The 22501-nt window shown below is 72.0% G+C and carries 26 protein-coding genes; 3 read left to right on the plus strand and 23 right to left on the minus strand.

The window, feature by feature from the left end:
- Positions 1-2: 2 nt before the first annotated feature.
- The 8 genes from NVS89_RS03565 to NVS89_RS03600 all read right to left on the minus strand — a co-directional run bounded on the left by NVS89_RS03565 (position 3) and on the right by NVS89_RS03600 (position 7576).
- Positions 3-1988 carry a heme lyase CcmF/NrfE family subunit gene (locus NVS89_RS03565; RefSeq protein ID WP_258731109.1) on the minus strand — a complete coding sequence of 662 codons (1986 nt, stop codon included), beginning with the start codon at positions 1986-1988 and terminating at the stop codon, positions 3-5.
- A complete protein-coding gene (gene ccmE, locus NVS89_RS03570) occupies positions 1985-2431 on the minus strand; it encodes a cytochrome c maturation protein CcmE (protein ID WP_258731110.1) in 447 nt (148 codons plus the stop codon). Before ccmE ends, NVS89_RS03565 begins: the two co-directional genes overlap by 4 nt.
- Positions 2432-2434: 3 nt before the next feature.
- On the minus strand, positions 2435-3580 hold the full coding sequence (ccmI, locus tag NVS89_RS03575; RefSeq protein ID WP_258731111.1) for a c-type cytochrome biogenesis protein CcmI: 1146 nt from the start codon (positions 3578-3580) through the stop codon (positions 2435-2437).
- 142 nt (positions 3581-3722) lie between these two features.
- On the minus strand, positions 3723-4187 hold the full coding sequence (locus NVS89_RS03580) for an RT0821/Lpp0805 family surface protein (protein ID WP_258731113.1): 465 nt from the start codon (positions 4185-4187) through the stop codon (positions 3723-3725).
- A gap of 85 nt (positions 4188-4272) precedes the next feature.
- Positions 4273-5652 carry an ATP-binding protein gene (locus tag NVS89_RS03585; RefSeq protein WP_258731114.1) on the minus strand — a complete coding sequence of 460 codons (1380 nt, stop codon included), beginning with the start codon at positions 5650-5652 and terminating at the stop codon, positions 4273-4275.
- A complete protein-coding gene (locus tag NVS89_RS03590; protein ID WP_258731115.1) occupies positions 5652-6323 on the minus strand; it encodes a response regulator transcription factor in 672 nt (223 codons plus the stop codon). The genes NVS89_RS03585 and NVS89_RS03590 overlap by 1 nt, the downstream gene beginning before the upstream one ends.
- 71 nt (positions 6324-6394) lie before the next feature.
- Positions 6395-6631, minus strand: coding sequence for a hypothetical protein (locus NVS89_RS03595; protein ID WP_258731117.1), 237 nt, complete (start codon positions 6629-6631; stop codon positions 6395-6397).
- A 138-nt stretch (positions 6632-6769) separates the two neighbouring features.
- On the minus strand, positions 6770-7576 hold the full coding sequence (locus NVS89_RS03600) for a glycoside hydrolase family 108 protein (protein ID WP_258731118.1): 807 nt from the start codon (positions 7574-7576) through the stop codon (positions 6770-6772).
- Between the two features lie 477 nt (positions 7577-8053).
- Between NVS89_RS03600 and NVS89_RS03605 the strand changes: the two genes are divergently transcribed.
- On the plus strand, positions 8054-8368 hold the full coding sequence (locus tag NVS89_RS03605) for a VanZ family protein (protein WP_258731119.1): 315 nt from the start codon (positions 8054-8056) through the stop codon (positions 8366-8368).
- 41 nt (positions 8369-8409) lie between these two features.
- Here the strand turns inward: NVS89_RS03605 and NVS89_RS03610 are convergent, their stop codons facing one another.
- From NVS89_RS03610 to NVS89_RS03680, 15 genes are all read right to left on the minus strand, one after another.
- The gene (locus NVS89_RS03610) at positions 8410-9882 is read right to left on the minus strand and encodes a DUF5123 domain-containing protein (RefSeq protein ID WP_258731120.1); all 1473 of its coding nucleotides are present in this window, start codon (positions 9880-9882) and stop codon (positions 8410-8412) included.
- Positions 9879-10748, minus strand: a complete 870-nt coding sequence (locus NVS89_RS03615) for a hypothetical protein (RefSeq protein ID WP_258731121.1) — start codon at positions 10746-10748, stop codon at positions 9879-9881. Before NVS89_RS03615 ends, NVS89_RS03610 begins: the two co-directional genes overlap by 4 nt.
- A 1-nt stretch (position 10749) precedes the next feature.
- Positions 10750-11055, minus strand: a complete 306-nt coding sequence (locus tag NVS89_RS03620) for a spike base protein, RCAP_Rcc01079 family (protein ID WP_258731122.1) — start codon at positions 11053-11055, stop codon at positions 10750-10752.
- A gap of 17 nt (positions 11056-11072) precedes the next feature.
- Positions 11073-11762: a DUF2793 domain-containing protein gene (locus NVS89_RS03625; RefSeq protein WP_258731123.1), complete on the minus strand. Its 690-nt coding sequence runs from the start codon at positions 11760-11762 to the stop codon at positions 11073-11075.
- Positions 11763-11795: 33 nt separating this feature from the next.
- On the minus strand, positions 11796-15695 hold the full coding sequence (locus tag NVS89_RS03630; protein WP_258731124.1) for a baseplate multidomain protein megatron: 3900 nt from the start codon (positions 15693-15695) through the stop codon (positions 11796-11798).
- A 46-nt stretch (positions 15696-15741) separates the two neighbouring features.
- Complete coding sequence (locus NVS89_RS03635; RefSeq protein WP_258731125.1) at positions 15742-16179, minus strand: NlpC/P60 family protein; 438 nt, start codon at positions 16177-16179, stop codon at positions 15742-15744.
- Positions 16180-16181: 2 nt separating this feature from the next.
- Entirely contained in the window at positions 16182-17045 is an 864-nt protein-coding gene (locus NVS89_RS03640; protein ID WP_258731126.1) for a phage/gene transfer agent baseplate hub protein, read from the minus strand.
- A complete protein-coding gene (locus NVS89_RS03645) occupies positions 17042-17683 on the minus strand; it encodes a DUF2460 domain-containing protein (protein WP_258731127.1) in 642 nt (213 codons plus the stop codon). Before NVS89_RS03645 ends, NVS89_RS03640 begins: the two co-directional genes overlap by 4 nt.
- Positions 17683-18291 carry a phage tail tape measure protein gene (locus tag NVS89_RS03650; protein ID WP_258731128.1) on the minus strand — a complete coding sequence of 203 codons (609 nt, stop codon included), beginning with the start codon at positions 18289-18291 and terminating at the stop codon, positions 17683-17685. The genes NVS89_RS03645 and NVS89_RS03650 overlap by 1 nt, the downstream gene beginning before the upstream one ends.
- Positions 18292-18330: 39 nt before the next feature.
- Positions 18331-18537, minus strand: coding sequence for a rcc01693 family protein (locus NVS89_RS03655; RefSeq protein ID WP_258731521.1), 207 nt, complete (start codon positions 18535-18537; stop codon positions 18331-18333).
- The gene (locus NVS89_RS03660) at positions 18534-18899 is read right to left on the minus strand and encodes a gene transfer agent family protein (protein ID WP_258731129.1); all 366 of its coding nucleotides are present in this window, start codon (positions 18897-18899) and stop codon (positions 18534-18536) included. The genes NVS89_RS03655 and NVS89_RS03660 overlap by 4 nt, the downstream gene beginning before the upstream one ends.
- Positions 18900-18909: 10 nt before the next feature.
- Complete coding sequence (locus NVS89_RS03665; RefSeq protein ID WP_258731130.1) at positions 18910-19317, minus strand: phage major tail protein, TP901-1 family; 408 nt, start codon at positions 19315-19317, stop codon at positions 18910-18912.
- 214 nt (positions 19318-19531) lie between these two features.
- Entirely contained in the window at positions 19532-19936 is a 405-nt protein-coding gene (locus tag NVS89_RS03670; RefSeq protein WP_258731131.1) for a DUF3168 domain-containing protein, read from the minus strand.
- A 91-nt stretch (positions 19937-20027) separates the two neighbouring features.
- Complete coding sequence (locus tag NVS89_RS03675; RefSeq protein WP_258731132.1) at positions 20028-20360, minus strand: head-tail adaptor protein; 333 nt, start codon at positions 20358-20360, stop codon at positions 20028-20030.
- Positions 20357-20923 carry a head-tail connector protein gene (locus NVS89_RS03680; RefSeq protein ID WP_258731133.1) on the minus strand — a complete coding sequence of 189 codons (567 nt, stop codon included), beginning with the start codon at positions 20921-20923 and terminating at the stop codon, positions 20357-20359. The genes NVS89_RS03675 and NVS89_RS03680 overlap by 4 nt, the downstream gene beginning before the upstream one ends.
- 104 nt (positions 20924-21027) lie before the next feature.
- Between NVS89_RS03680 and NVS89_RS03685 the strand changes: the two genes are divergently transcribed.
- The gene (locus tag NVS89_RS03685; protein WP_258731134.1) at positions 21028-21786 is read left to right on the plus strand and encodes a S1 family peptidase; all 759 of its coding nucleotides are present in this window, start codon (positions 21028-21030) and stop codon (positions 21784-21786) included.
- 125 nt (positions 21787-21911) lie between these two features.
- The gene (locus NVS89_RS03690; protein WP_258731522.1) at positions 21912-22490 is read left to right on the plus strand and encodes a flavin reductase family protein; all 579 of its coding nucleotides are present in this window, start codon (positions 21912-21914) and stop codon (positions 22488-22490) included.
- Positions 22491-22501: the final 11 nt, after the last annotated feature.

Here is a 22501-nt window from a genome sequence, read left to right on the forward strand (position 1 = left end):
CCTCATTCCGCCGGCACCGCGGCCGGCTTCGGCTTCTTCGCCGGTCGCGGCGCTCCGACGCGCAGGCGCCGGTCGGAGAGCGAGAGCACGCCGCCAAGCGCCATGATCAGCGCGCCGAGCCAGATCAGCGTGACCAGCGGCTTCCAGTAGGCGCGCACGCCGATCGCCCCACCCGGCAGTTCGTCGCCGAGGCTCACATAGAGCTGGCTGAGACCGTAGGTTCGGATTCCCGATTCGGTGGTCGACATGCTGCGGGCGGTGAACAGGCGCTTGGAGGATTCGATGGTGCCCATGTCCGCCCCGCCCCGGCGCACGGAAAAGACGCCGACGAGCGCCCGGTAGTTCGGGCCCTGGCGCGGCTCCAGCCGGTCGAGGGTGAGCTCGTAGCGCCCGACCTCGAAGCTCTGGCCGATCTTCGCGCCGATGATGCGCTCGGCGTTCCAGCTGGTCTCGGCGATGATCCCCATCAGGCAGATGCCGACGCCGGCATGGGCCAGCGCCGCGCCGAAGGTCGCGCGCGGCAGGCCGCGAAAGCGCGCCAAGGCGGTCGCCGCCGGCACCCGGCCGAAGCCGGCGCGCTCGGCGAGGTCGACGCAGGCGCCGATGACGATGAAGACCGCCAGTCCCATCCCGACCGGCGCGAGCACGGGGCCCCCGCCCTGCACATAGACCGCAGCCAAGGCGGCGAGGATGGCCGCGCCGAAGGCCGCCATCAGCCGCTGCGCCGCGCCCAGAAGGTCGCCGCGCTTCCAGGCCAGCAGCGGGCCGAAGGGCATGGCGAAGACGACGGGCGCCATCAGCGCGCCGACGGTCAGGTTGAAATAGGGTGGGCCGACGGTGATCTTGGCGCCGTTATAGGCCTCGAGCGCGAGCGGGTAGAGCGTGCCGACGAACACCGCCGCCGCCGCCGCGGTGAGCAGCAGGTTGTTCAGCACCAGCGCGCCCTCGCGCGAGACCGGCGCGAAGATGCCGCCCTGCCGCAGTGTCGGCGCGCGCAGCGCGTAGATCGCCAGCGAGCCGCCGATGAAGAAGATCAGGATGCCGAGGATGAACACGCCGCGCGAAGGATCGGTGGCGAAGGCATGCACCGAGGTCAGCACGCCGGAGCGCACCAGGAAGGTGCCGAGCAGCGACAGCGAGAAGGCGAGGATGGCGAGCAGGATGGTCCAGACCTTGAGCGCGTCGCGCTTTTCCATCACCACGGCGGAATGGATCAGCGCCGTGCCGGCGAACCACGGCATCAGCGAGGCGTTCTCGACCGGGTCCCAGAACCACCAGCCGCCCCAGCCAAGCTCGTAATAGGCCCAGTAGGAGCCCATGGCGATGCCGACGGTGAGGAACGCCCAGGCGGCCAGCGCCCACGGCCGCACCCAGCGCGCCCAGGCGGCGTCGATGCGCCCGTCGATCAGCGCCGCGACGGCGAAGGCGAAGGTGATGGAGAAGCCGACATAGCCGAGATAGAGCAGCGGCGGGTGGATGGCGAGGCCGATGTCCTGCAGCACCGGGTTGAGGTCCTGCCCCTCGGCCGGCGCCGGCACCACCCGGATGAACGGGTTCGAGGTGAGCAGGATGAAGAGCAGGAAGGCGGTGGCGATCGAACCCTGCACGCCCAGCACGTTGGCCTTCAGCGTCGCCGGCAGGTTGGAGCCGAACAGCGCCACCAGCGCCCCGAACAGCGACAGCACCAGCACCCAGAGCAGCATCGAGCCCTCATGGTTGCCCCACACGCCGGTGATCTTGAACAGCAGCGGCTTCATCGAGTGCGAGTTCTCGACCACGTTCAGCACCGAGAAGTCGGACTGCACATAGGCCGAGACCAGCGTGGCGAAGGACAGGCTGATGAAGCCGAACAGCACGATCGCCAGTGCCGTTCCCACCCGCATCAGCGCCGCGTCGCCCGCGCGTGCGCCCCAGACAGGGATGGTGGTCTGCAGGATCGCCACCGCGAGGGCGAGGACGAGGGCGTAATGGCCGATCTCGGGATTCATCGCGTCGCCTCGCCTTCCTTCCAGACGCCCTGCTTCTTCAGCGCGTCCGCCACCTCCTTGGGCATGTACTTCTCGTCATGCTTGGCGAGCACGGTGTCGGCGCGGAAGCTGCCGTCCGGCTCCAGCGTGCCCTCGGCGATCACGCCCTGCCCCTCCCGGAACAGGTCGGGCAGCAGCCCGGCATAGTTCACCGCGATCTCCCCGCCTCCGTCGGTGACGACGAAGCGCACATGCGCGTTGTCCTGCTTGACGACGCTGTCGTCCTTCACCAGCCCGCCCAGCCTCAGCCGCGTGCCGGGCACGGCGTGCTCGGCGGCGAGCTCGCTCGGCGTACGGAAGAACACGATCGTGTCGTTGAGCGCGAACAGCACCAGCCCGGCGGCGACGCCAAGCACGCCGAGGGCGGAGAAGATGAGCAGCAGGCGCCGTCGTTTGCGGGTCATTCGTCAGCTCCCGAGGCCGAGTTCGCGCGCCAGCGCGTCGATGCGGGCGAGCGCGGCGTCGTCCTTGCCGAAATGGCCGCGCGCGTCGGTGGCGGCGGCCTTCGCCTTGTCGGCGTCGCCGAGCACGGTCCAGGCGCGCATGAGCCGCAGCCAGCCCTCGAGGTCGTCGCCATCCTCGGCGAGCCGCGCGGAAAGGCGCTCGACCATACCGCGGATCATCTGGCTGCGCTGTTCGGGGGTCATGTCCTCGGCCGCCGCAACGTCCGCGGCGCCGGGGCCCGGCACCTGCGCGGTCTGCGGCGCCGGCGCGGCGGCGCCGACCCGGGCCAGCGCGGCATGGACCAGCGGAAGCCAGGGCGCGCCGACCGGCGAATCGGCGGCCAGCGCGCTCCAGTAGGCGGCGGCCTCGGCGGTCTTGCCGTCCTGCTCGGCGGCGAGGCCGAGGAAATAACGTGCCTTGGGGTCCTTCGGGTCCTGCGCCAGCGCCTGCTGGAAGGCGGCGGAGGCTTCCGCCGTCACCACGCCGTCGGCGTCGGCGACCATCGCCTCGCCGAGCCCGCTCTGCCGCGACGGACTGGAGCCGAGCAGGCGGATCGCGTTGGACCAGGTGCGCACGGCGTCGGAGGTGCGCCCGATCCGCAGGTAGATCGGCGCGATCACCTCATAGCCGCGCCCGTCGTCGGGATTGGCCTCGAGATGCTCCTCAACCTTGCGGATCAGCACCGCGACGTCGGCCTCCTCGGGCCGCGCATTGAGTCGTGCCGCAAGCGGCTGGGGGGAAAGCTGGGGCGAGCCGAGCAGGATGTAGAGCGTGCCCGCCAGCACCGGCACGCCGACGAGCGCGATCAGCGCCGCGGCCCGCCGGCGGCCGACATTGCCGGCGGAGGCGGCCCGCGTCGCGTGCACTTCCGCGGAGGCACGCAGGATGCGGCGCGCCACCTCGGCGCGGGCGGCCTCGCCCTCGCCTTCGCCGATCAGCCCGGCGGTGCGGTCGCGCTCGATCTCGGCAAGCTGGTCGCGATAGACGGCAAGGTCCGCCTCGGCTGCGCTCGCGGCCTCGGGCGCGGCGCCGGCACCCGTACGCAACGGCCACAGCACCGCCAGGATGGCGGCGCCGGTCATGAGCGAGAAGGCGATCCACAGCAACATTAGTCTTCCTCTAATGCGCTGAGTTAGCCGACCGGCACGGCGCCGCCAATCCGTATCACCCTCAGTCGGATCGCCGCAGCCTCGCCCAAGGGGCGGAACTGCGGCGCCGTCTCACGCGAGCGTGATGCGAATCGGCCCCGCGTCAGCCGGCAACCGGCGACCAGGTGCCGTCCGGGTTGCGGCAGGCGGTGCCGCGCGCGGTCTGCGGCTGGCCGTCGACGTAGATGGTGTGGGTGAATTCGCGGCACCGGGGCGAGCCGCCACGCGCATAGGTGGGACCGGGGACGATGGTGCCGTAGGCGCCGCTGTCGCCGCGCCAGCTCACCGGCGCGCCAGGCGAGCCATATTCGAGCGCCTGCGCCTGCGCAGCCTGCGCGCGCTGGCGGTCCTGATCGTCGAGCGCGCTGCCGATAGCGGTGCCGACCAGCCCGCCGATCGCCGCACCCGCCAGCGTCGCACCGGTATTGCCACCTGCGATCTGGCCGATGACGCCGCCCGCCAGCGCGCCGACCGCCGCGCCCCCGACCGTATTCGGGTTGTCCTGGGGGGAGCAGCCGGCGAGAAGCCCGCCGATGAGGCCGACGGCGACAAGGTGGTAAGCGCGCATGAAACTGTTTCCTCCAGCTCGGTCACGAAACGTGCGTGGCACGAAGCGGTAGGAATAGGGCGAAACCGGGGCTCCGTCACCCGGTTCACGCGGCCGGCAGGCGCACCGTGCAGCGCAGCCCGCCGATGGGCGAGCGGGCGAAGTCGAGCCGCCCGCCATAGAGGGATACCAGCTCGGAGACGATGGAAAGGCCGAGCCCCGAGCCCGGCTTGGTCTCGTCGAGCCGCTTGCCGCGCTTGAGCGCCTCGGCCTGCTGCTCGGCGGTCAGGCCCGGCCCGTCATCGTCGATGACGATCTCGAAGAAGTCGCGCCGGCCGGCCACGCCGGGCACCGGCACCACCGCGATCTCCACCAGCGAGCGGGCCCACTTGCAGCCATTGTCGACCAGGTTGCCGAGGATCTCCTCGAGGTCCTGGCGCTCGCCGCGGAAGCGCACGCGCGGCGCGACCTCGGCCTCCACCGCCACCCCCTTCGACCGGTAGACCTTGGCGAGCGTGCCCGCCAGTTTCTCGACCACCGGCCCGACATCCTCGACCGTCGAGACCACCGAGGCACGGGCGGCCATGCGCGCGCGCTCGAGATGGTGGGCGACCTGCCCCTTCATCATCTCGGCCTGTTCGGCCACCTTGGCGGCCAGCGGGTCGCCGGCGACGGCCGCCCGCGCAGCCTCGTTCTGCAGCACCGAGATCGGCGTCTTGAGTGCGTGGGCGAGGTTGCCGACATGGGTGCGCGCACGCTCGACGATCTCGCGATTGGCCTCGATCAGCCCGTTCACCTCGGCGACCAGCGGCGCGATCTCGACCGGAAAGTCGCCGGCGATCCGGTCGGCCCGCCCCACCCGCACCTCGTGCAGCGCCACCCGCATGCGCCTGAGCGGGCGCAGGCCGAACAGCACCTGGAACACGAGGGTGAGCAGGAAGGCGAGGCCGAGCACGGCCAGCGTCGCGGCGAGCGCGCGGTCGAATCCCGCCACCTCGTCCTCGATCTCGCCGGCGTCGGCGGCCACCGAGACCGCGTAGCGCCCGTCCTCGCCGAGATCGACCGTGCGCTCGACGAGGCGCAGATTCTGCTCCTCGGGGCCCTTGGCGTAGCTGTAGCGCATGCCGGTCAGGTCGGCCTTGGAGCCGCTCTTGAACAGCATGGGCAGCTTGCCCTCGGGTAGCGAGCGCGAGGTCTTCACCTGCGTCGCCGGCCCGTCGATGCGGGCGATCTGCCAGTACCAGCCGGAAATGGGGAAGTTGAACAGCGGATCGCCGAGCGTGGTCGGCTCGGGCATGGTGCCGGCCGGCGCATTGGCGACGTCGGCGACGATCGTCTTCAGATAGACGTCGAGCCGCTGGTCGAAGGAGCGCTCCACCGCGTCGCGATAGATGGAGGACAGCGCGAAGCCGGTGACCAGCAGCACCAGCGCGCTCACCACGGTCGCCGAGATGAAGAGGCGTAGGGCGAGCGAGCCGGCGCGCATCAGCGCGGCGCCTCCGGCGGCGTGAGCAGGTAGCCGAGCCCGCGCACGGTCTGGATCACCTCGATGCCGAGCTTCTTGCGCAACCGCCCGACGAACACCTCGATGGTGTTCGAATCGCGGTCGAAGTCCTGATCGTAGAGATGCTCGACCAGCTCGGTGCGCGAGACCACGCGCCCGGCATGGTGCATCAGATAGGCGAGCAGGCGGTGCTCGTGCGAGGTCAGCTTCACCTGCCGGCCGTCGACCGTCACCCGCCCGGAGCGGGTGTCGAGCATCACCGGCCCGCAGCTCAGCTCGCTGGCGGCGTGGCCGGCGGAGCGGCGCAGCAGGGCACGAATGCGGGCCAGCACCTCCTCCATGTGGAAGGGCTTGGCAACATAGTCGTCGGCCCCGGCGTCGAAGCCCTGCACCTTGTCGCTCCAGCGGTCGCGCGCGGTGAGGATCAGGACCGGCATCTTGCGGTCGCCGCGCCGCCACGCCTCCAGCACCGACAGCCCGTCCATCTTCGGCAGGCCGATGTCGAGCACCACGGCGTCATAGGGCTCGGTATCGCCGAGATAGTGGCCCTCCTCGCCATCATAGGCGCGGTCGACCACATAGCCGGCCTCGACAAGGGCCTCATACATCTGGCGGTTCAGGTCGGGATCGTCCTCGACGACGAGCAGGCGCAACCTCTTGCTCCTCACGGCAACGCCGCGCGGCGCGCGCGGCGGGCGGAGAATGCCATCGCCGGGCGCCGATGTCAGGTCGGCGCCTCGCCGCGCCAGCCGCACAGTTCGCGGCCCACCGCATTGTGGGCCTTCACCTGGCGGATCGTGGCGTCGGTATCGGCACTGGCCCAGCTTATGGCGCGAAAGGCGCCGCAGGCGCCCCTAGTCGCGGCGGAAGGCGTCGTCGTCGCGCAGCCGGCGATCGTCAGCGTCGCGCCGCTCAGCAGCAGCACGCGCGCGATCGGCGCGCAGAATCGTGTCGGACACATCGCGTTCTCCCTCGGCCACACAGGCGGCGCGCCCGTCGGACCTTCCTTTCGCGTAGAGACCGCCCGCCATGGCGAGCGCGAGCAGCAGCAGCCCCGCCGCCCGAGCCGCGGGGCTGGCGAGAAGGCCGAGCAGCGCCGTCATGCGAGGCTCTCCCCGGCCCGGATGCGCGCCATCGCGGCGTGCAGCGTCAGCGCCACGCCGGCCAGCATCAGCGCGGCGAAGGTCCATTTCAGGGGCTCGGCGAATCCCGCGAGCGGGGCCAGCCGGTCGGCCTGTTCGGCGACAATCGCCGCCAGCCCGCCGGTGCCCGCGATCAGGCCGCCCGCGCCCTCGCGCGTCCGGCCGAGCCGCAGGTCCGAGGGGCGCGCCTTGGGCGCCGTCGAAGGATCCGAGACGACGGCGGGAGGTTGCAGCCGTCCGGCAGAACCCCGCGCCATCCCGGCGGCGGTCTCGCGCACCTCGGCGACGCGCCGGGTCCAGCCGGCGCCGAAGGTGCGGAAGGTCTTCAGTCCGCGCAGCATGGCGAGGCGGCGGTCGCACACCGCGTCGACGGTCTCGACGGGCTCGGCCGCCCGCACCGCGGACAGCGTCGCCTCGCCGACGATGCCGTCGGCCGCCGCACCGACCGCGCGCTGCAGCCATTTCGCGGCCTGCGCGGGACCCGAGTTCACCGCGGCGTCGAACACGCAGTAATCGACGCCCGCCGGCAGGTCGTCGCCGCGGATCGCGTCCCAGTACTGCGCCCGGTAGATCGAGGTGACCTCGTCCTCGCCGATCCGGCGCACGCTGCGCGCCGCCAGTCCCCGGCGCCGGCGCCAGCCGTCATAGACGCGCTGGGTGATCCCCTTCATCGTCGCCCCGCCGGGGTCGGCGGGCAGGTCGGCATAGCCACCTTCATGGACGAGCACGCGCTTGAGCGCCTCGTCGAAGCTCGACGCGGTCATGGCAGTCTCCGGTTGCGGGGAACGGAAATGAAAGGGCCGCCCGCGGGCGGCCGTCGTTTGATCGGTCGGTTCGATGTGATCTAATGGCCGGCGCCGGCGGGTGCCCGACCTGCCGGCGCACCGCTGTCCCCGGGGCCGACGGCCTCGTCGTCGAACCGTCAGGCGCCGATGACCAGGAAAGACGCCGAATATCCAACGACCGCGCTCGCGGTCAGTATCGTGGGCCGCGCCGTCGTCTCCGGGTCGGCGGCGGAGTTCGTCCATCACCTCCCCAGCGCGCTCGCGCGGACCGGGAGCCGCTGAAGCGGCGGCATGCGTGCGTGTCTCCACCTCCCCAGCCTTGCAGCGCCCCGCCGGCCGCGCCGGTCGTCGGCACGCGGCGTGCAAGGCCCCGCCCGCGCCAGCTGATCGGTTGGCATCCCGCCATTGCATGGCGCCAAGGTGAGTGAAGGAATGATCTCCCGCATACCCCTCCTGATGACCGTTGCCCTGGCACTGGGCATCGCCGCCGCGACGGTGGTGCCGATCTGGCTCCGCCCGCACCTGTCGTCGTCGGCCGATGTCGAACGGGCTCTCGCCTTCGCGCTCCTGGGCGTGTCGATGGGATGGCTGTTCCCGCGCCGGTGGCTGCTGCCGCTCGCCATCGGCCTCGGCTACGCCATCGCCCTCGAACTGGCCCAGGAGCTGATACCCACGCGCCACGCGCAGGTGCACGACGCCGCCATAAAGGCGGCGGCGTTCGTCGTCGGCATGCTGATCAGCCGCGTCGCCGCCGCCCGGCCCTGGAAATAGCGCCGGCGGGGGCGACCTTCTTCATAAAGACGAAAGGCCCGTCAGGCCGCGAACTGATAGGCGCCGATCGAGGGCGGGCTGGCGAACGGCTTGCCGTCCTTGTCCGCCGTCACGCCCTCCACGGCCACGCCGGCCGTAACACAGGGCGAGCCGGACTGCAGGCGGAAGTCGGTGCCGGCACTCACGAACAGCGGGTTCGCCGCCACGTCGTGGGCCCCGGCGGTGACGCCCGCCGTGCCGTTGTTGAAGTAGGGCGTGGTGCAGTTGTAGAGGCAGTCATGGTCGTTATCGAGCGTCGCCGTGGTGTCGCTCGAACGGTAGTCGTGGCCGCGCGAGAACCCGGTGATGATGTTGTTCCGGGACGTCACGTTGCCGGTCAGCGAGCGGATCGCCGAGCGCGAGGAGATGATGGCCGAACCGTAGAACGTGTTGTTGAAAACGTTCACGGTCGGCCGGTTCTCCGGCGTGGCGATCCCGACATTGCCGACCTGCAGCGCATAGCCGGCGAGGTCGTCGGCGCCGGGCACGTAGATCACGTTGGACGTGAAATTGTGCGTGCCCCCGACCTGGTTGGTGATCGAGAGGATGAACAGTTCCTGGGCATTGTTGCGCAGGAAGCAGCGGTCGGTGTCGACCGAGGCGCTCGACTGGTTGGAGATGCCGGACTTCTCGTTGTCCCGGATGTCGCAGCGGCGGATGAAGCCGGTCGTGTAGTCGTGGAACGAGATGCCGTCGCCGCGCCCGCCCGAAAGCGTGCGCGCGCCGCCATTGCGCCGGACGACGCAGTCCTCGATCCGGGCGATCGAGGCCGTGCCATGGGCGCCGAAGCCGTCATTCGAGTTGTAGCTGAGGTCGCACATGCTGACCTCGACCCCGACCGAGCCGCCCGTCGCCTCGAACCCGTTGTTCGGGCCGAACCAGGAGGCGATGCCCTCGACCACGGAATAGTCCGAGCCGGTGTTGAACTGGATGTTGTCGTCGGTCCCGCTGGCGGGAATCTCGATCAGCATCCCGGCCGGGTCGGCGCCGACGTCGATATAGACGCTGGTGCCGCTCACCCCGAAGCCGCCGGCACCGGGGGTAGTCGGCGTGCTGGTGTTGACGATCAGCTTGGTGACGGTGTCGCCGCCCGAGAGGACGAACACGTTCTGCGCGGCGTAGCCGATGTCCTTCGCGTAGACCGTGCCCGAGCTGTTGGCCCAGCCCGACGTATGGCGCACCGACCTGGCGACGATCGGCCTGTAGCCCGCCCCATAGGCGCCGATGTGGACGTTGGCGGTCAGCAAAAGGCTCTCGCGCAGCATGTTGCTGTAGAGCGTCTCGCCCCGGACGAAGCCGATGCGCATGCCCGCTTCCACCGGCACGTCGCCCCAGGCCGCCTTGGCCGCGCCCGGTGTCCGGCCGGAGTTGAGCGCCGACCCGTTCACCGGGTCGACGTAGTAGTCGAAGGGCGTGAGGATGGCGGCCGCCCGGCTCGCCACCGACGCGAGGGAAATTCCGAGACCGAAACTCATGACTGGGTCGCTCCGGAAATGGCCCACACCGCGCTCGCATCGTCGGCATTGGCGACGCAGTGCCAGACGATCAGCCCCTTCTCGAGGCTGCGGCTGTGGTCGTAGGGATGGGCGAGGCTGGCACCCGAGGCGGCGACGAGCTGGATCGTCGAGCCCTCCGGCGAGAAGGCGACGCCGCCATAGCCGGCCGGGGTGTCGTTCGGCAGGGTGATCTCCACCTCGCCGGCGACGCTCACAGCGCCGACCCCGGCATGGGTCACGTGGTCGAAGGTGATGTCGTCGCCGATCGCGTAGGCGGGCGTGGCGGCCGTCACCAGCGGGCCGAGCCAGGAACCGGCCGGCGCGCCGCCCCAGCCGCCTTCGGACTTCGGGCCCCAGAGGTCGAGGGTCAGGTTGTCGATGTAGCGGTCGCCGCTCTCGCCGGTGCCCGCATCCGGTGCGCCGTCGCCGGTCAGCAGCGAATAGCCGGACGGGCCCTGTATGCCGGGCACCTGCACCAGCGCCATCTCGGCGCCGAGATATTCGCCCGCGCCGCCGACGGTGATGGAGCCCGCCGCCACCTTCTGGCGCTCGGCGCCGGTGATGGCGTACATGTCGACCAGCGTGTGCTGGCCCAGCGGAAGCTCGTTCACGAAGCTGCCGACATCGTCGATCCGGCAGCCCTCGACATCGCCCTCGCCGTTCGGCTCCAGCAGCGACAGCCCGCCCTCGTCGACGCTCGACAGCACGAAGGGCGCCAGCGGGCCGGATTCCGGCGTGATCGTGAGCTCGATCTCCTTGCCGGTGAAGTCGTAATCCTCCAGCCGGATCTCCGGCAGGGGCGCATTGGTGTTCCAGTGCAGCGGAATCTGAATCGTCGCGGTCATGTCAGTTCACCGTGTGGATGATGAGACCAGGCGTGGTGCCGGTGGCGAGGACGCGCCGCACCAGGAATTCGAGCACGCTCACCAGCCCCACCGGCACCGGCAGGGTCAGCGGCTCGCCATCGGCGGCGTCCAGGGGAAGGATCGAGACCTCGGCGCTCTCCAGCGCGGCCGGCGCGAACACGCGGATGCGCGCATAGCGCTCGAGGTCGGCGTCGTCGCTCGGCGTCACCGCCGCCCCGGCACGGCCGAGGCTGGTGGGCGAGACGGCGCTTCCGCGCCAGGGGTCCCTGGCGGGATCGTAGGGCATGGCAGGCTCCCGATGGTTCAGATGGCGAAGGCGAGCGTGGTGAGGACGAGCCGAACCCGCCCGCCGGTGAAGGCGCTGCCCACGGCGCTCACGCGCACCGGGGTGTCGGCGTAGAAGGCCTGCGGCCCGATCACGCCGATATTGGTCGAGCCGGCCGCGGCCCCGAGCGAGCCGCCGAACTTGGAGGTCTCGGCCGCGGTGCCGACGTCGTAGGCGCCGGCCCCGGTCACGGCGACGAGGGTGCGGCTGGCGACGCCGAGACAGATCGTCCGGTTGGGAATGACCAGCGCCGTCGAGATGGAGGACCCGGCAAGGTCGACCTCGATCTCGCTGGCGCGCAGCGTCACCATCCCGCCCGAGGGCGTGCCGGCGAGAAGGTCGGACCACTCCGTCCCGGTATGGACCAGCGTCAGGCGCTCGGCAGCGACATAGGCGCGCCAGCCCGCGCGGGGCGCGAGGAAGCGCCAGCCCGCGTCATAGAGCGCGATCTCGCTGTCATGGCCGGCCCATTCGCCGCCCGCCCCGGCCGCCACCAGATGGCGGTCGCCCGCCGCCGGCGCACCGGGCGGGGTGGTGCGGCCGCGGTCGAGGACGGCGAGCTGGGTCGCCGCGTCGAGCAGCACCAGCGCCTCGTTGTGGGTGACGTGCTTCTGCGCCTGCGCCGCCGCGATCAGCGGCAGCGCCAGCAGGGGGGTGGTCTCGCTCATGAGGACTCCGTTGGTGAATGGCGGGCCGGCCGGTCACAGCCGCACGCGCGTCTCCAGCGCCGTGCCGGGGCCGACGCTCGCCGACACCTGGGCGATGCGCACGTCGAGATAGCTCTGCGGGGCGCCGAAATCGGCCAGTTCGTCCGCCGCCCCATAGACGACCGGCGGCGCGCCGACGGTGGCGGAGCGCACCACGTCCGTCCCGTTCAGCAGTTCGACCCGATAGGCTTCGCTGGCCTCGCCGAGCGGCACCTCGACCAGTTCCCAGGAATCGCCGTCGATGCGCGTGCGCCGGATCCAGCTCAGCTCGATGCCGGCCTCGGTGCGGCGGGCGCGGGCGTGCACCGGCGCGAGCGGCAGCAGTGCCGCCGGGCCGATCGAGGCCGAGACCTCGCTCGCCGCCGCATCGCCATGGTCGCGGTCGGCCCGCCCGACGCGGTAGGTGACGCTGCGCCCGAGCAGATCGAGGCCGGTCGCGACCGGCACCAGATTGGCGTCGAGCCGCACCAGCCGCGTCCCCGCCGGCCAGGATGCGCGCGAGCGCGCCTCGGTGCCGAGTTGGCCGCGCAGCAGTCCTCTCAGCCGCCAGCGCGAGGCGCCGATCAGCTCGGCATCCTGGAACTGCAGGATCTCGACGCCGCCATCGGGCGCGCGCAGCACCAGCGCGTTGGCCCCGCCCAGCACCGCCTCGTCGCTGGCGGCGGCAAGCGCCCCGCCATAGAGCTCGACATCGAGGCTGGCGCCACGGTTCCAGTGCCAGTTCGGCCCCGGTGCCAGCTCCGTCAGGGTCTCTCCCATCGGGCTCGCCGCCACGACGGTCTCGATCCGCTCGAAGCTCGCCCCGTCGAGGCTTCGCCACACCGCCAGCGCGCCCGGCCAGGGCGCGGCGAAGGCGGCGAGATGCGCCAGCACCGGCGCCGGGTCGGAGGAGGACAGCGTCGGCAGGCCCATCACCAGCGCCTCGGGCGGGCCCGCCGCCGCCGGCAGCGCGATGGTCGCCGTGCGGGACGAGCGCACCGCCAGCGCGAGCACGCTCGGGTCGATGCCGCGCGCGCTCACGAGGCGGGCCTCGCGGTCCTCGATCTCGGTGATCTCGAGCAGCCGCGAGCGCCCGTCGCGGTCGAGCCGCAGCACGTCGCCGGGCTCCAGCGCGAGAAAGGAGGGCGGCAGCGCGAAGCGCACGCTCTCGCGCCCCGCCCAGGCGTCCTGCAGCGCCATTTCGGCGAGCCCGCTCGCCAGCCCGCTCGGGGCGACCATGGCAATGTCGAGCGCGCTGTCGGCCCTCGCCTGCCCGGCGAGGCGGCGCGAGCCGGCGGTGATGCGCCGGTAGTCGGCCGTGCCGTCGACGAAGCTCAGCGTCATCGAGCGCGGCAATTCGCTCTCGGCGGTGCGGGTGAAGCTCGGCGCCGGCACGTCCTCGCCGGTGGCGATGTCGTCGTCGCCGACGACCGCCGCCGCGGCCCCGCCGCGCGGCACCAGCCGCAGCGTCGGGCCGTCGCCCACGAGGTCGAAGGCGAAGGCGCTCGCGAGCGGCTCCAGCGCCGCGCGCACGCTCATCGGCCGGTCGACCACATAGCCGTCCACCACGCCGCGCAGGGTCGAGCTGTCTAGCCCCGCGATTCCGAAATCGGCCGCGAGCTGCGCGCACAGCTCGGCCAACGGCGCCGAGCCGAGCCGGCCGGAAAGCCAATGCCCGGTTTCCCAGTTGGCCCCGTCCGCCCACACCTCGCGCGCCAGCGGGAACACCGGGTAGGGCCGCGCATCCCAGGTCCAGGCGTAGAGCGAATCCGCCTCCAGCATGCGCCCGGAAGGTAGGCCGGCCGGCGGGTTGGCCGCCGTGGTGGCGAAGGCGTCCAGCGTCGCCTCGAGATGGCGGCGCTGCATCAGGTCGTCGCGCTGGCCGTTGGAGAAGGGCGGCAGGCCGCTTTCCACCGACTTCGGGTCGGGAAAGACGCTCGGCCGGTTGGCGCCCTTGTCGACCGCGGCGCAGCCGAACTCGGTCAGCCGCACCGGCTTCGAACCCGGTACCCAGGCGGTCGGCGTCGCCGAGCGCACGCCGCCGGCGCGCTCGTGATGCGCGCTGCCCCACCAGGCGGCGATGTCCTTCTGCCGGAACACCCACGGCTCGCCATAGGCCCCGTCGGTGATCGGCACCCGGCTCTGCGTCAGCCGCGCCGTGTCGTCGGGGTAGTACCAGTCGAAGCCCTCGCCCCCGCGCACATTGGCGGCGAGATAGGCGCGGTCGTAGCCGCTCTCGAAATCCGCCGCGTCGAGATGGGCGTCGCCGTCGCGCCAGTCGGCCACCGGCGCGTACCAGTCGATGCCGACGAAATCGATCGCGGCAGAGGCCCAGAGCGGGTCGAGCGGGAAGCGCACCTCCGCCCCGCCGTCCAGCACATGGGTCGTGTATTCGGTCCAGTCGGCCGCGTAGCCGACGTTGGTGCCGGCCCCGACCACCGCCTTCACCTGCGCCGCCAGCGCGGCATAGGCATCGACCGCCGGATAGACGCCCGACGCCGAGCGCACCCGCGTCAGCGCCGCCATCTCCGAGCCGATCAGGATCGCCTCGACCCCGCCAGCCAGCACGGAGAGCTTGGCGTAGTGCAGCGCCATGCGGCGCAGCGTCCATTCCTCCGGCCCGGAATAGATCACCTGCCCGCCGGCGATCGCGTAGTCGGAGGCCGCCGCGCTGCCGAACAGCGCCGCAACCTGCGCGCCCGCCGTCGCCGTCGCGTCCGGCGAGCCCGGCCGGCCCGGCGCCGGGTCGCAGGTGATGCGCCCGCGCCAGGGATAGGTCGGCTGAGCCCCCGCACCGCTCCAGGGGTCCGGCAACGTGTTGCCCACCGGCACGTCCATCATCACGAACGGGTAGAGCGTGACCGCGAGCCCGCGCGCGTTCAGCCGCTGGATCGCCCGCATCACGCTTTCGTCGGAGGGCGTGCCGCCATAGGCCGGGTGGCCGCCATACTGGCTCACGAGATAGGCACCGGCGCGGATCTCGCCCGCCACCTTCCATTTCACCTCGTCGGTGGCACTGGCCGGCTTGTCGCGCCGCTCGACGCCCGGGCGCACCCGGCACTGGCCGGCCCGCAGGTCGTCGCCGAACCACGACACCACAAGCGCCACCCGCCTGAGGTTCGGGCACAGCGCCAGCAGATGGTCGAGCGCGGCCTCGAAATCGGTGTCGGCGAGCGTGGTGTGGCGGTTCTCCGGCTCGTAGACGCCGGGGCGCTCGACGCGGCGGATCTCGCGCGTGTCGTAGCCGAACTCGGTGGCGCCGGGGATCAGCGTCATCGCGGTGATGCGCTTCTCCAGCTCGCCCACCGCGCGCTCCACCTCGACCGTGATCTGCGGCAGGCGGTTGCCGAAATCGCCCAGCGCCAGGCGCTCGAACACCAGATAGGCGAGCCCGCGATAGGCCGGCGGCGTGCCTTCGATCGCCTCGATCAGCGGGTCGGGAAGCTGGCCCTCGCCGCCGGTGTGGACCCTCAGCGTCAGGCCCTGCGTGTCGAGAAGCTGCCCGTCGGCCCAGATGCGCGCGATCCGGTTCACCGGCCCCTCGCACAGGCCGACCGCGAAGCTGGCGAAATAGGCGTAGGTCGTCGTGGTGGTGCTGGGGCCGAAGCTGGTGCCGCCCTTGCCGCCGGACTGCACCTGCGTCGACACCACCTCCTCCACCGGCGCCGCCCAGATCACCTGCCCGGACAGCCGCGCGCGGCCGTAGAGGCGTGGGATCGGCGCGCCCTCGGTCGAGGTCATGGTGCCGATATCGTCGAGGCGCGGACCCTCGATGCGCCGCCCGCGCGTGAACAGCATGTTGTCGAGCGCGGCGCCGCCGAGCGCGCCGATGGCGCGTCCCGCCACGGCCCCGATCGGGCCGAGCAGCGCCCCGCCGACCGCGGCCCCCGCCGCGCCGAGAAGAAGAGTGGCCATCGTGTTTTCCGTTCATGCGCCGAGGCGGGTTGGATCGCCCCGGGGATCAGGTCCCGGGAAAGGCGAAGGCGAAGGCGAGCCGCCGACGCCACCAGGGGGCGAGGAACACCTCCGCCACCGCCGCCCCGTCATGGGCGTGGACCATGCGTTCGGGCGTCACCAGGATCGCGGCATGCTTCGCCGGCAGGTGGTCGCGCCAGCGGAACAGCAGCACGTCGCCCGGCGCGATCGCCTCCACCGCCACCGGCACCAGGTGGCGCCGGCCGGCCTCCATCATCTGCTCGGCCCGCGTCGCCTCGGCCCAGTCGGGCGCGTAGGCGGGAAGCGCCTCCGGCTCGGGGCCGAGAACCTCGCGCCACACCCCGCGCACCAGCCCGAGGCAGTCCGTGCCCACGCCCTTGCAGGAGGCCCGATGGCGATAGGGCGTGCCGATCCAGTCGCGTGCCTCGGCGACGAGGCGCGCGCGCAGCTCCAGACCCGTCATCTTCACGACTCCCCGGGCTGCGACACCTTCAGCACCGCGTCATTGCCCGGCATGTGCGGGAAGCCGCGGAAGTTCAGCGTGTTGGCGAAGCGGTCGCGGCAGGTCTCGAAGCGCTTGTCGCACCCCGCCGTCACGGTGAAGGCGTCGCCCGGCGCCACGTCGTCCGGCGGGCGCTGCCACAGCTCGATCCGCACCCCGGCATCGATGCGGTGGCCCTTCACCTCGCTGGCGAAGCCGGCATTGGCGCCGCTGGTGAAATCGAGCCGCCCCTGCGTGAACCAGCCGCTGGCGAAGCCCTCGAGCCCGGAGACGACGAGAAGGCTCGCCCCCTCCACCGCCGCCACCGTCCCGGCGCCGCGATAGGCCGGTGCGTCGAGCGCGATGCGGCACCGCGCATCGCCGAGATCGGCGTCGCAGCCGGCCGCGAACAGCCGGCCGCGCACGACATTCAGCCCGGCGGCGAGGCTCCTCAGCTCGGCGACGAAGGCGCCGTTCTCGCGGCGCACCTCGCCGATCGTGCCCCGCCGCAGGCTGAGGAAGGCAGCGGGAAAGCTCCAGTCGGCGAGGATGAGCTCGACCTGCGCCCCGTCATAGCGCCCGGCGAGCAGGTCGCCCTCGTCGATCAGCTCGGAGGTCAGCGCGGCGGAAAGCTCGCCGCCGCCGACCGCGAAGCCGAGCGCGGAGCGGTCCTCGCTCCCGGTGACGCCGCCGCCGGCGCGGAACACCGTGCCGTCGACCACGAGGTCCTCGTCATGCTCGGTGAGGCCGAGCACGGTGCCGTCGATGCGGGTGACGCGCCAGCAGCGCGCGAAGGTGGTCGCCCCGCCCGCGAGCGTCGCGGCCAGCGTCTCGGGAAGCTGCCTCATGGGCGTATCTCCAGGATCGGGATGCGCGGGATCGCCCCCGCCTCGAAGGCGGTGAGGTTCACCTCGAGAAAATCGGTGTCGAAGCGCACCGGCACGTCGAAGGCGAAGCCCGCCGTCACGCTCGCGCCCGCGGGCGGCACGTGGCCGGCGAGGAAGCTCACCGTGCCCGTCGTGGTGTCGAGCGCGAAGGCGCTGCCCGCCACTTGCTCGACCCCGTTCACCGCCACCCGCACCGTGCCGGCGACCGGCTTGGCGATCGGGCGCGGATAGGGCGCATAGGCGCCGCCATAGGTCTTGGCGAGCTGGAACGCGGCCTGCGCCCCGTCGCCGGTGCCGAGCGCCTGGTCGAACGGCGTCACCGCGGCACCCGGCGCGGCGGAGGAATGGTCCAGCCGGTCGTGCCAGCGGAAGCCGTAGAGCCGCCCGCGCCGCTCCTCGAAGAAGGCGACCACGCTCGCGAGCTGGTCGAGCGACTTGACGCCGTAGCCCGCGTCCCAACGCCGGCGCGAATGCTTGAGGCGGGTGTTGCGCTCCTCGCGGCCGGTCAGCGTGGTGACGATCTCCGTCGCCCGCTCCGGCCCGCCCGCCGCGCCGAGCGCGATGTCGAGCGGGAACAGCGTCTCGTGGAAGGCGGCCATCAAAGGCTCCTTTCCCCGCGCGAGACGGCGCGGGCGACGAGGCCGGAGAGATAGGCTTCGGAGCGGCGGAACGAGGAGGCGTCGGGCGTCGTCACGTTCACCGTCACGTTGACCGCCCGGCCCTGATCCTGTGCCGCGACGCCGAGGCGACCGTCCGGCCCGCGCCGGAGCGGCAGGATCGCCTCGGCGCCGCTCTCGCCCATCAGGCCTGTGCGGCCGCCGGCGAGCGGGAAATAGCTCGGCGCCGCCACCACGCCGCCCTGGGCGAACGGCACGACGCGCCCGCCGCCCGAGGCGGCGCTGATCACGCCGCCATTGGCGAAGCCCAGCGTGCCGCCCAGAAGGTTCTGGAACAGCCCGGCCACGCCCTGCTCGATCGGCCGGAACGCAGCGTCGAGCGCCAGTGTGGAGAGCCGCGAGACCAGCGAGCGGAACACGTCGTCCGCCTCGCGCCCCTTCACCGCCGCCCCGGTCAGCGCGTCGCCGACCGCGCGGCCGAAGCCGCGCGCCAGCCGCTCGGCCTCGGAGAGCTCGCGCCGGAAGGCCGAGGTGTCGGCCGTGATCGCCACGGTGAGCGTGTCGTCGAGGCCGGAATAGGTGTCGGCCATGCGGATCCTCCATCTGCGGATGCGTCGAAGCGGGCGGGCTCAGTCGGGAAAGCGCGCCATCAGCGCGGCGAGCCCGGCGCGGTCGAGCGGGGCGCGCGCGGGGCCGGACACGGCTTCCATCGCCGCCGCCAGCTCGCGCGGCGTCAGGCGCCAGAAATCATCCGCGCCGAGCCGCAGCCGGCCGAAGCCGAACGCCATCGCCGCGGACCAGGGAAAGGCCGGCCGCTCGGCCGCCTCCCGTCTCAGCCCGCCGGGCGTGCCGGAGGCGCCGGGGGCAAAGGGCCCGGCGCGGCGCCCTCCCCGGCGCCGAAGGTGGCGGCGATCAGCTCGCCGACGATGCGCGCGAAGCCGGCCGCCCCGCCCGGCGTCGTCATCCGCGCCACCTCCGCGTCGCTCACCTCCGCGCCCGCCCCACGCAGCCCGGCGCCGACGACCCGGACGGCGTCGCGCGCCGAGAGCCGGCCGCGCCCGAAGCGTTCGGCCAGCGCGACCAGGTCCTCGGCGCCGAAGGCATCCTCGAGCTCGGCCAGCGCGCCCAGCGTGAGCACCAGCGTGCGCGGGCGCCCGTCGAGCTCGGCGGAAATCTCGCCGCGATGGCGGTTCGCCATGATCTTCTCCTCAGAGCGCGGTGAAGGTGATCTCGCCCGCGCTCTCCAGCGCGATGTCGAACGTCACCTCGCGGTCGTGCTCGGCGGCGATCTCCAGCGTGGTGATCTGGAATGGCCCGGCGAGGGTGCCGAAATCGGGCACCACGATCTGCGCATCGCGGACCGTGCCGTCGAAGAAGCTCTGGCGGATCAGCGCGTCCGAGGCCGCGTCCTTGAACACGCCGGAACCGGAGATCGAGGCGCGCTTGGCGCCGGCGCCGGCCAGCAGCTCGCGCCAGCGGCCCGCGCTCTCGGCATGGGTCACGTCGACGGTCTCGGTGTTGAACGCGATCTGGCGCGAGCGCAGCCCCGCCACGGTCGCGAAGGCCTCGCCGTCATGGATCTTCAGCAAGAGGTCCTTGCCCTTCTGCGCCGCCATAAGCGGGTTCCTTTCCTGTGGGTCTCGGGTATTCAGGGACGGTTAACAGTCGCTCTGTAGGCTGCTCTGCAATTGACGGCAGAAGACCGGCGCGCACGCTGAAGCATCGCGCGAGGAAATCCGCGCAATTGACTTCAACCTCAGAATCAACTTCACGCCGGATCTCGCGATATTACGGCTTCTTGCGTGCATTTTTTCACGAGAACGGAAAAGCTCAACCGCCTTCCGTCACCGCGCGGAAGCGCACCAGCGCGTGATAGGTCAGCCCGCCCGCCTCACGCCGTATGTCGGCCTGGGTGAAGCGCAGATTGACAAGGCGCGCACCGGTCAGCTCCAGCGACATGTCGTGCAGCGCCTCCTGCACCAGATGGGTGATGGCGTGGGCCTCCCCGTGCCCGCCCTGGCGCGACCAGACATGGAGCGTCAGGCGGTGCTCCTCGCCGGCCTCGGTGGCAGTCGACCAGTCGAGAAGCTGCGCCTCGCCGAGCGTCACATAGGGGAATTCCGGCGCCGCCGGCGGCACGTCGTAGACGCGCGCACCACCCAGCGCGGCGCTCAGCGCGCCGTCGTTCGCCAGCGTCGCATGGACGGCGGCGCGCAGCGCCGTGGCCGCGCTCATCGGCCCCTCCCGATCCGCTCGGCAAGCCGGCGGGCGAGCGCCGGCGGCAGGGCGCGCAGCGTGGCGAGCCCCTTCAGGCGAGCCTCGAAGGTCATGGTGTTTCCTCCCGGCAGCTGCAGACGAGCCGGCGGCCGCGCCCGTCCGGGTCGCTCACCGTCTCGACCAGAAAGCGCCGCGCCCCGAGCCGCAGCCGGTCGCCCGGCTGCACGGTGGCGGGCGCACGCACGGTCACCTTGTGGGTCAGCACCGCACCGGGGCGGTCGGTGATCTCGGCCGGCGCGGCCGAGGTCTCGAGCGCGCCCCACAGCGAATCCACGGCGAGGAAGGTGCGGGTCACGCCGCCCATCCCGTCCGGCGTCTCCACCGGCGTCTCGTGCACCAGCCGGTGCCGCAGCGCCGAAACGCTCTCCGGCTCACCGCTCATAGCCGCGCCACCCGGAACGGGGCGACCAGCGCGTCGAGCCGGGCGGGAAAGGCCGCGCCGGCCCCCTGCTCGTCGCGGTGCTCGTAGAAATGGGCCAGCACCACCCGCACCGCCTCGATCAGTGGCGAGGGCACGTGGTCGGCATCGGCCCCGTGCCCGGCGACGACGTCGATGGCGATGCCGGCGATTGGCCGCCCCGGCGCGGGCACAGTGCCGCACGCCACCCGGATCAGCCCGGGCAGGCGCGCCGTGTCGGCCAGCAGCGCGTCCGTCGGCACCCCGACCTCGGCGCCCTCGGCGTCGAGCACATGGGCGCCGGTGATCGTCTTCAGCGGGTTCACCGGTGCGGCGATGAGGCCGGAGGCCGGCCAGGCGTCGCGCACGATGCGCCAGGACTGGTCGATCAGCACCCGCCGCGTCAGCGCCTCCACGGTCGCCCGCGCCGCGGTGATCAGCGAGCCGATCAGGGCGTCCTCGGCGTCGTGGTCGACGCGCAGATAGATCTTGGCCTCGGCGAGCGTCAGCGGCTCGACCTCAGGCCCGGCGATGAGCATCGCGGGCATCTCGTCTTCTCCGGTTGGTCTTTCGTGAACGCCCGCCGCGGGCGGGCCGATTGACGCGTCGGCCCGGCCCCGCCACAACGGCGCGGTACCTCTCAGGAGCCCCGATGCCCCGCCCGTACCCGATCCGCCGCGCCGTGCTCCGCCTCGTCCTCGCCATGCTGCTGGCCGCGCCGTTCACCGTTCCGGCCCACGCCATCATCGGCGGGCGGCCGGCGGATGAATCGCTCAAGAGCGAGGTGGTGATGATCACCTCGACCCGGGGTGCCTTCTGCTCCGGCGTGGTGCTGGCGCCGCGGGTGCTGCTCACCGCCGCGCATTGCGTCGCGCCGGCCTCGGACTATGCGGCGCTGGTGTTCGAGGATTCCACGCCGAAGCTGATCCCGGTCGCGCAGATCGCGATCCATCCGTCCTTCGACCCGCATTCCTTCGAGACAAGGCGCCCGACGCCCGACCTCGCCGTGGTAAGGCTCGCCGAGCCGCTGCCACTCGACTTCAGCCCGGCGACCCTGTCCTCGCAGATGGCCCTGCCGGCGCGCCGCACGTCCTTCCTGCTCGCCGGCTTCGGCGTGACCAAGGACGGCGACGGCGCATCGGGGGGCAAGCTGCGCATGGTGCAGCTTCCCAGCATCGGCATCACCGGCGGCATCATGGTCCGCCTGTCGGACGGGCCGGCGAAGGGCGGCTGCACCGGCGACAGCGGCGGCCCGGTCTATCTCGACGGCCTCGTCGCCGGCATCATCGGCTGGTCGACCGCGGCCGGCGGCCAGCGCGGCTGCGGTGGCGTCACCGGGGCGACGCTGGTCGGCCCGCAATTCCCCTGGATCGACGCCACCGCCCGGCACATGGGGATCGACCAGCCCTGAACGGGGCAGTCCCGGGCGATCCCGGGCGGCCCCGAAAAGCTGCGCCCTTGTGCCTCGTCAAGGACGGCGGCGCCCACCGCGCCATGCTGGGGCTCCCCGCCGCTGCAGGAAGCCCCTCCATGTCCATGTCATCCGGCACATCGTCCGGCCCTTCGCCCGTCGATCCGCCCCGCTTCGCCGCCCTTGCGCTCGGCAAGGTCTACCAGCTCATCGAGCCCGGCCCGGTGGTGCTGCTCGCGACCGCCCGGCGGGGCAAGGCCAACGTCATGACCATGTCGTGGCACATGATGGTGGAGTTCACCCCGCCGCTCATCGCCTGCATCGTCAGCCCGGGCGATCATTCCTTCGCCGCGCTGAAGGCGACGCGCGAATGCGTCATCGCCGTTCCGTCGGTGGAAATGGCCGAGACCGTGGTCGGCATCGGCAATTGCTCGGGCGCGGACACCGACAAGTTCGCCCGCTTCCCTCTCACGGCGCTGCCCGCCTCGAAGGTGCGCGCGCCGCTGATCGGCGAGTGCTTCGCCAATCTCGAATGCAAGGTGGTGAACACCCGGCTCGTCAATGCCTACGCGCTGTTCGTGCTGGAATGCGTCGCCGCCTGGCACGACCCGGCCCGCGCCGAACCCCGGACCATCCACCATGCCGGCTATGGCCGGTTCAAGGTGGATGGCGAGGTGATCACGCTCGCCTCGCGCATGCCCTAGCATTGAGCATG

The sequence above is a fragment of the Ancylobacter mangrovi genome (assembly GCF_024752355.1).
In the GTDB taxonomy this organism is placed as follows: Bacteria; Pseudomonadota; Alphaproteobacteria; order Rhizobiales; family Xanthobacteraceae; genus Ancylobacter; species Ancylobacter mangrovi.

Excerpts from the sequence above, each read along its gene's own strand:
- NVS89_RS03645 (WP_258731127.1), bottom strand. The coding sequence starts at position 17,683 with ATGGCCGCCTTCCACGAGACGCTGTTCCCGCTCGACATCGCGCTCGGC.
- NVS89_RS03650 (WP_258731128.1), bottom strand. The coding sequence starts at position 18,291 with ATGGCCGACACCTATTCCGGCCTCGACGACACGCTCACCGTGGCGATC.
- ccmE (WP_258731110.1), bottom strand. The coding sequence starts at position 2,431 with ATGACCCGCAAACGACGGCGCCTGCTGCTCATCTTCTCCGCCCTCGGC.
- NVS89_RS03660 (WP_258731129.1), bottom strand. The coding sequence starts at position 18,899 with ATGGCGAACCGCCATCGCGGCGAGATTTCCGCCGAGCTCGACGGGCGC.
- NVS89_RS03665 (WP_258731130.1), bottom strand. The coding sequence starts at position 19,317 with ATGGCGGCGCAGAAGGGCAAGGACCTCTTGCTGAAGATCCATGACGGC.
- NVS89_RS03610 (WP_258731120.1), bottom strand. The coding sequence starts at position 9,882 with ATGAGTTTCGGTCTCGGAATTTCCCTCGCGTCGGTGGCGAGCCGGGCG.
- NVS89_RS03675 (WP_258731132.1), bottom strand. The coding sequence starts at position 20,360 with ATGAGCGGTGAGCCGGAGAGCGTTTCGGCGCTGCGGCACCGGCTGGTG.
- NVS89_RS03635 (WP_258731125.1), bottom strand. The coding sequence starts at position 16,179 with ATGACGGGTCTGGAGCTGCGCGCGCGCCTCGTCGCCGAGGCACGCGAC.
- NVS89_RS03690 (WP_258731522.1), top strand. The coding sequence starts at position 21,912 with ATGTCATCCGGCACATCGTCCGGCCCTTCGCCCGTCGATCCGCCCCGC.
- NVS89_RS03630 (WP_258731124.1), bottom strand. The coding sequence starts at position 15,695 with ATGGCCACTCTTCTTCTCGGCGCGGCGGGGGCCGCGGTCGGCGGGGCG.
- NVS89_RS03580 (WP_258731113.1), bottom strand. The coding sequence starts at position 4,187 with ATGCGCGCTTACCACCTTGTCGCCGTCGGCCTCATCGGCGGGCTTCTC.
- NVS89_RS03565 (WP_258731109.1), bottom strand. The coding sequence starts at position 1,988 with ATGAATCCCGAGATCGGCCATTACGCCCTCGTCCTCGCCCTCGCGGTG.
- NVS89_RS03585 (WP_258731114.1), bottom strand. The coding sequence starts at position 5,652 with ATGCGCGCCGGCTCGCTCGCCCTACGCCTCTTCATCTCGGCGACCGTG.
- NVS89_RS03620 (WP_258731122.1), bottom strand. The coding sequence starts at position 11,055 with ATGCCCTACGATCCCGCCAGGGACCCCTGGCGCGGAAGCGCCGTCTCG.
- NVS89_RS03640 (WP_258731126.1), bottom strand. The coding sequence starts at position 17,045 with ATGAGGCAGCTTCCCGAGACGCTGGCCGCGACGCTCGCGGGCGGGGCG.
- NVS89_RS03595 (WP_258731117.1), bottom strand. The coding sequence starts at position 6,631 with ATGTGTCCGACACGATTCTGCGCGCCGATCGCGCGCGTGCTGCTGCTG.
- NVS89_RS03625 (WP_258731123.1), bottom strand. The coding sequence starts at position 11,762 with ATGAGCGAGACCACCCCCCTGCTGGCGCTGCCGCTGATCGCGGCGGCG.
- NVS89_RS03615 (WP_258731121.1), bottom strand. The coding sequence starts at position 10,748 with ATGACCGCGACGATTCAGATTCCGCTGCACTGGAACACCAATGCGCCC.
- ccmI (WP_258731111.1), bottom strand. The coding sequence starts at position 3,580 with ATGTTGCTGTGGATCGCCTTCTCGCTCATGACCGGCGCCGCCATCCTG.
- NVS89_RS03600 (WP_258731118.1), bottom strand. The coding sequence starts at position 7,576 with ATGACCGCGTCGAGCTTCGACGAGGCGCTCAAGCGCGTGCTCGTCCAT.
- NVS89_RS03670 (WP_258731131.1), bottom strand. The coding sequence starts at position 19,936 with ATGAGCGCGGCCACGGCGCTGCGCGCCGCCGTCCATGCGACGCTGGCG.
- NVS89_RS03680 (WP_258731133.1), bottom strand. The coding sequence starts at position 20,923 with ATGCCCGCGATGCTCATCGCCGGGCCTGAGGTCGAGCCGCTGACGCTC.
- NVS89_RS03685 (WP_258731134.1), top strand. The coding sequence starts at position 21,028 with ATGCCCCGCCCGTACCCGATCCGCCGCGCCGTGCTCCGCCTCGTCCTC.
- NVS89_RS03605 (WP_258731119.1), top strand. The coding sequence starts at position 8,054 with ATGACCGTTGCCCTGGCACTGGGCATCGCCGCCGCGACGGTGGTGCCG.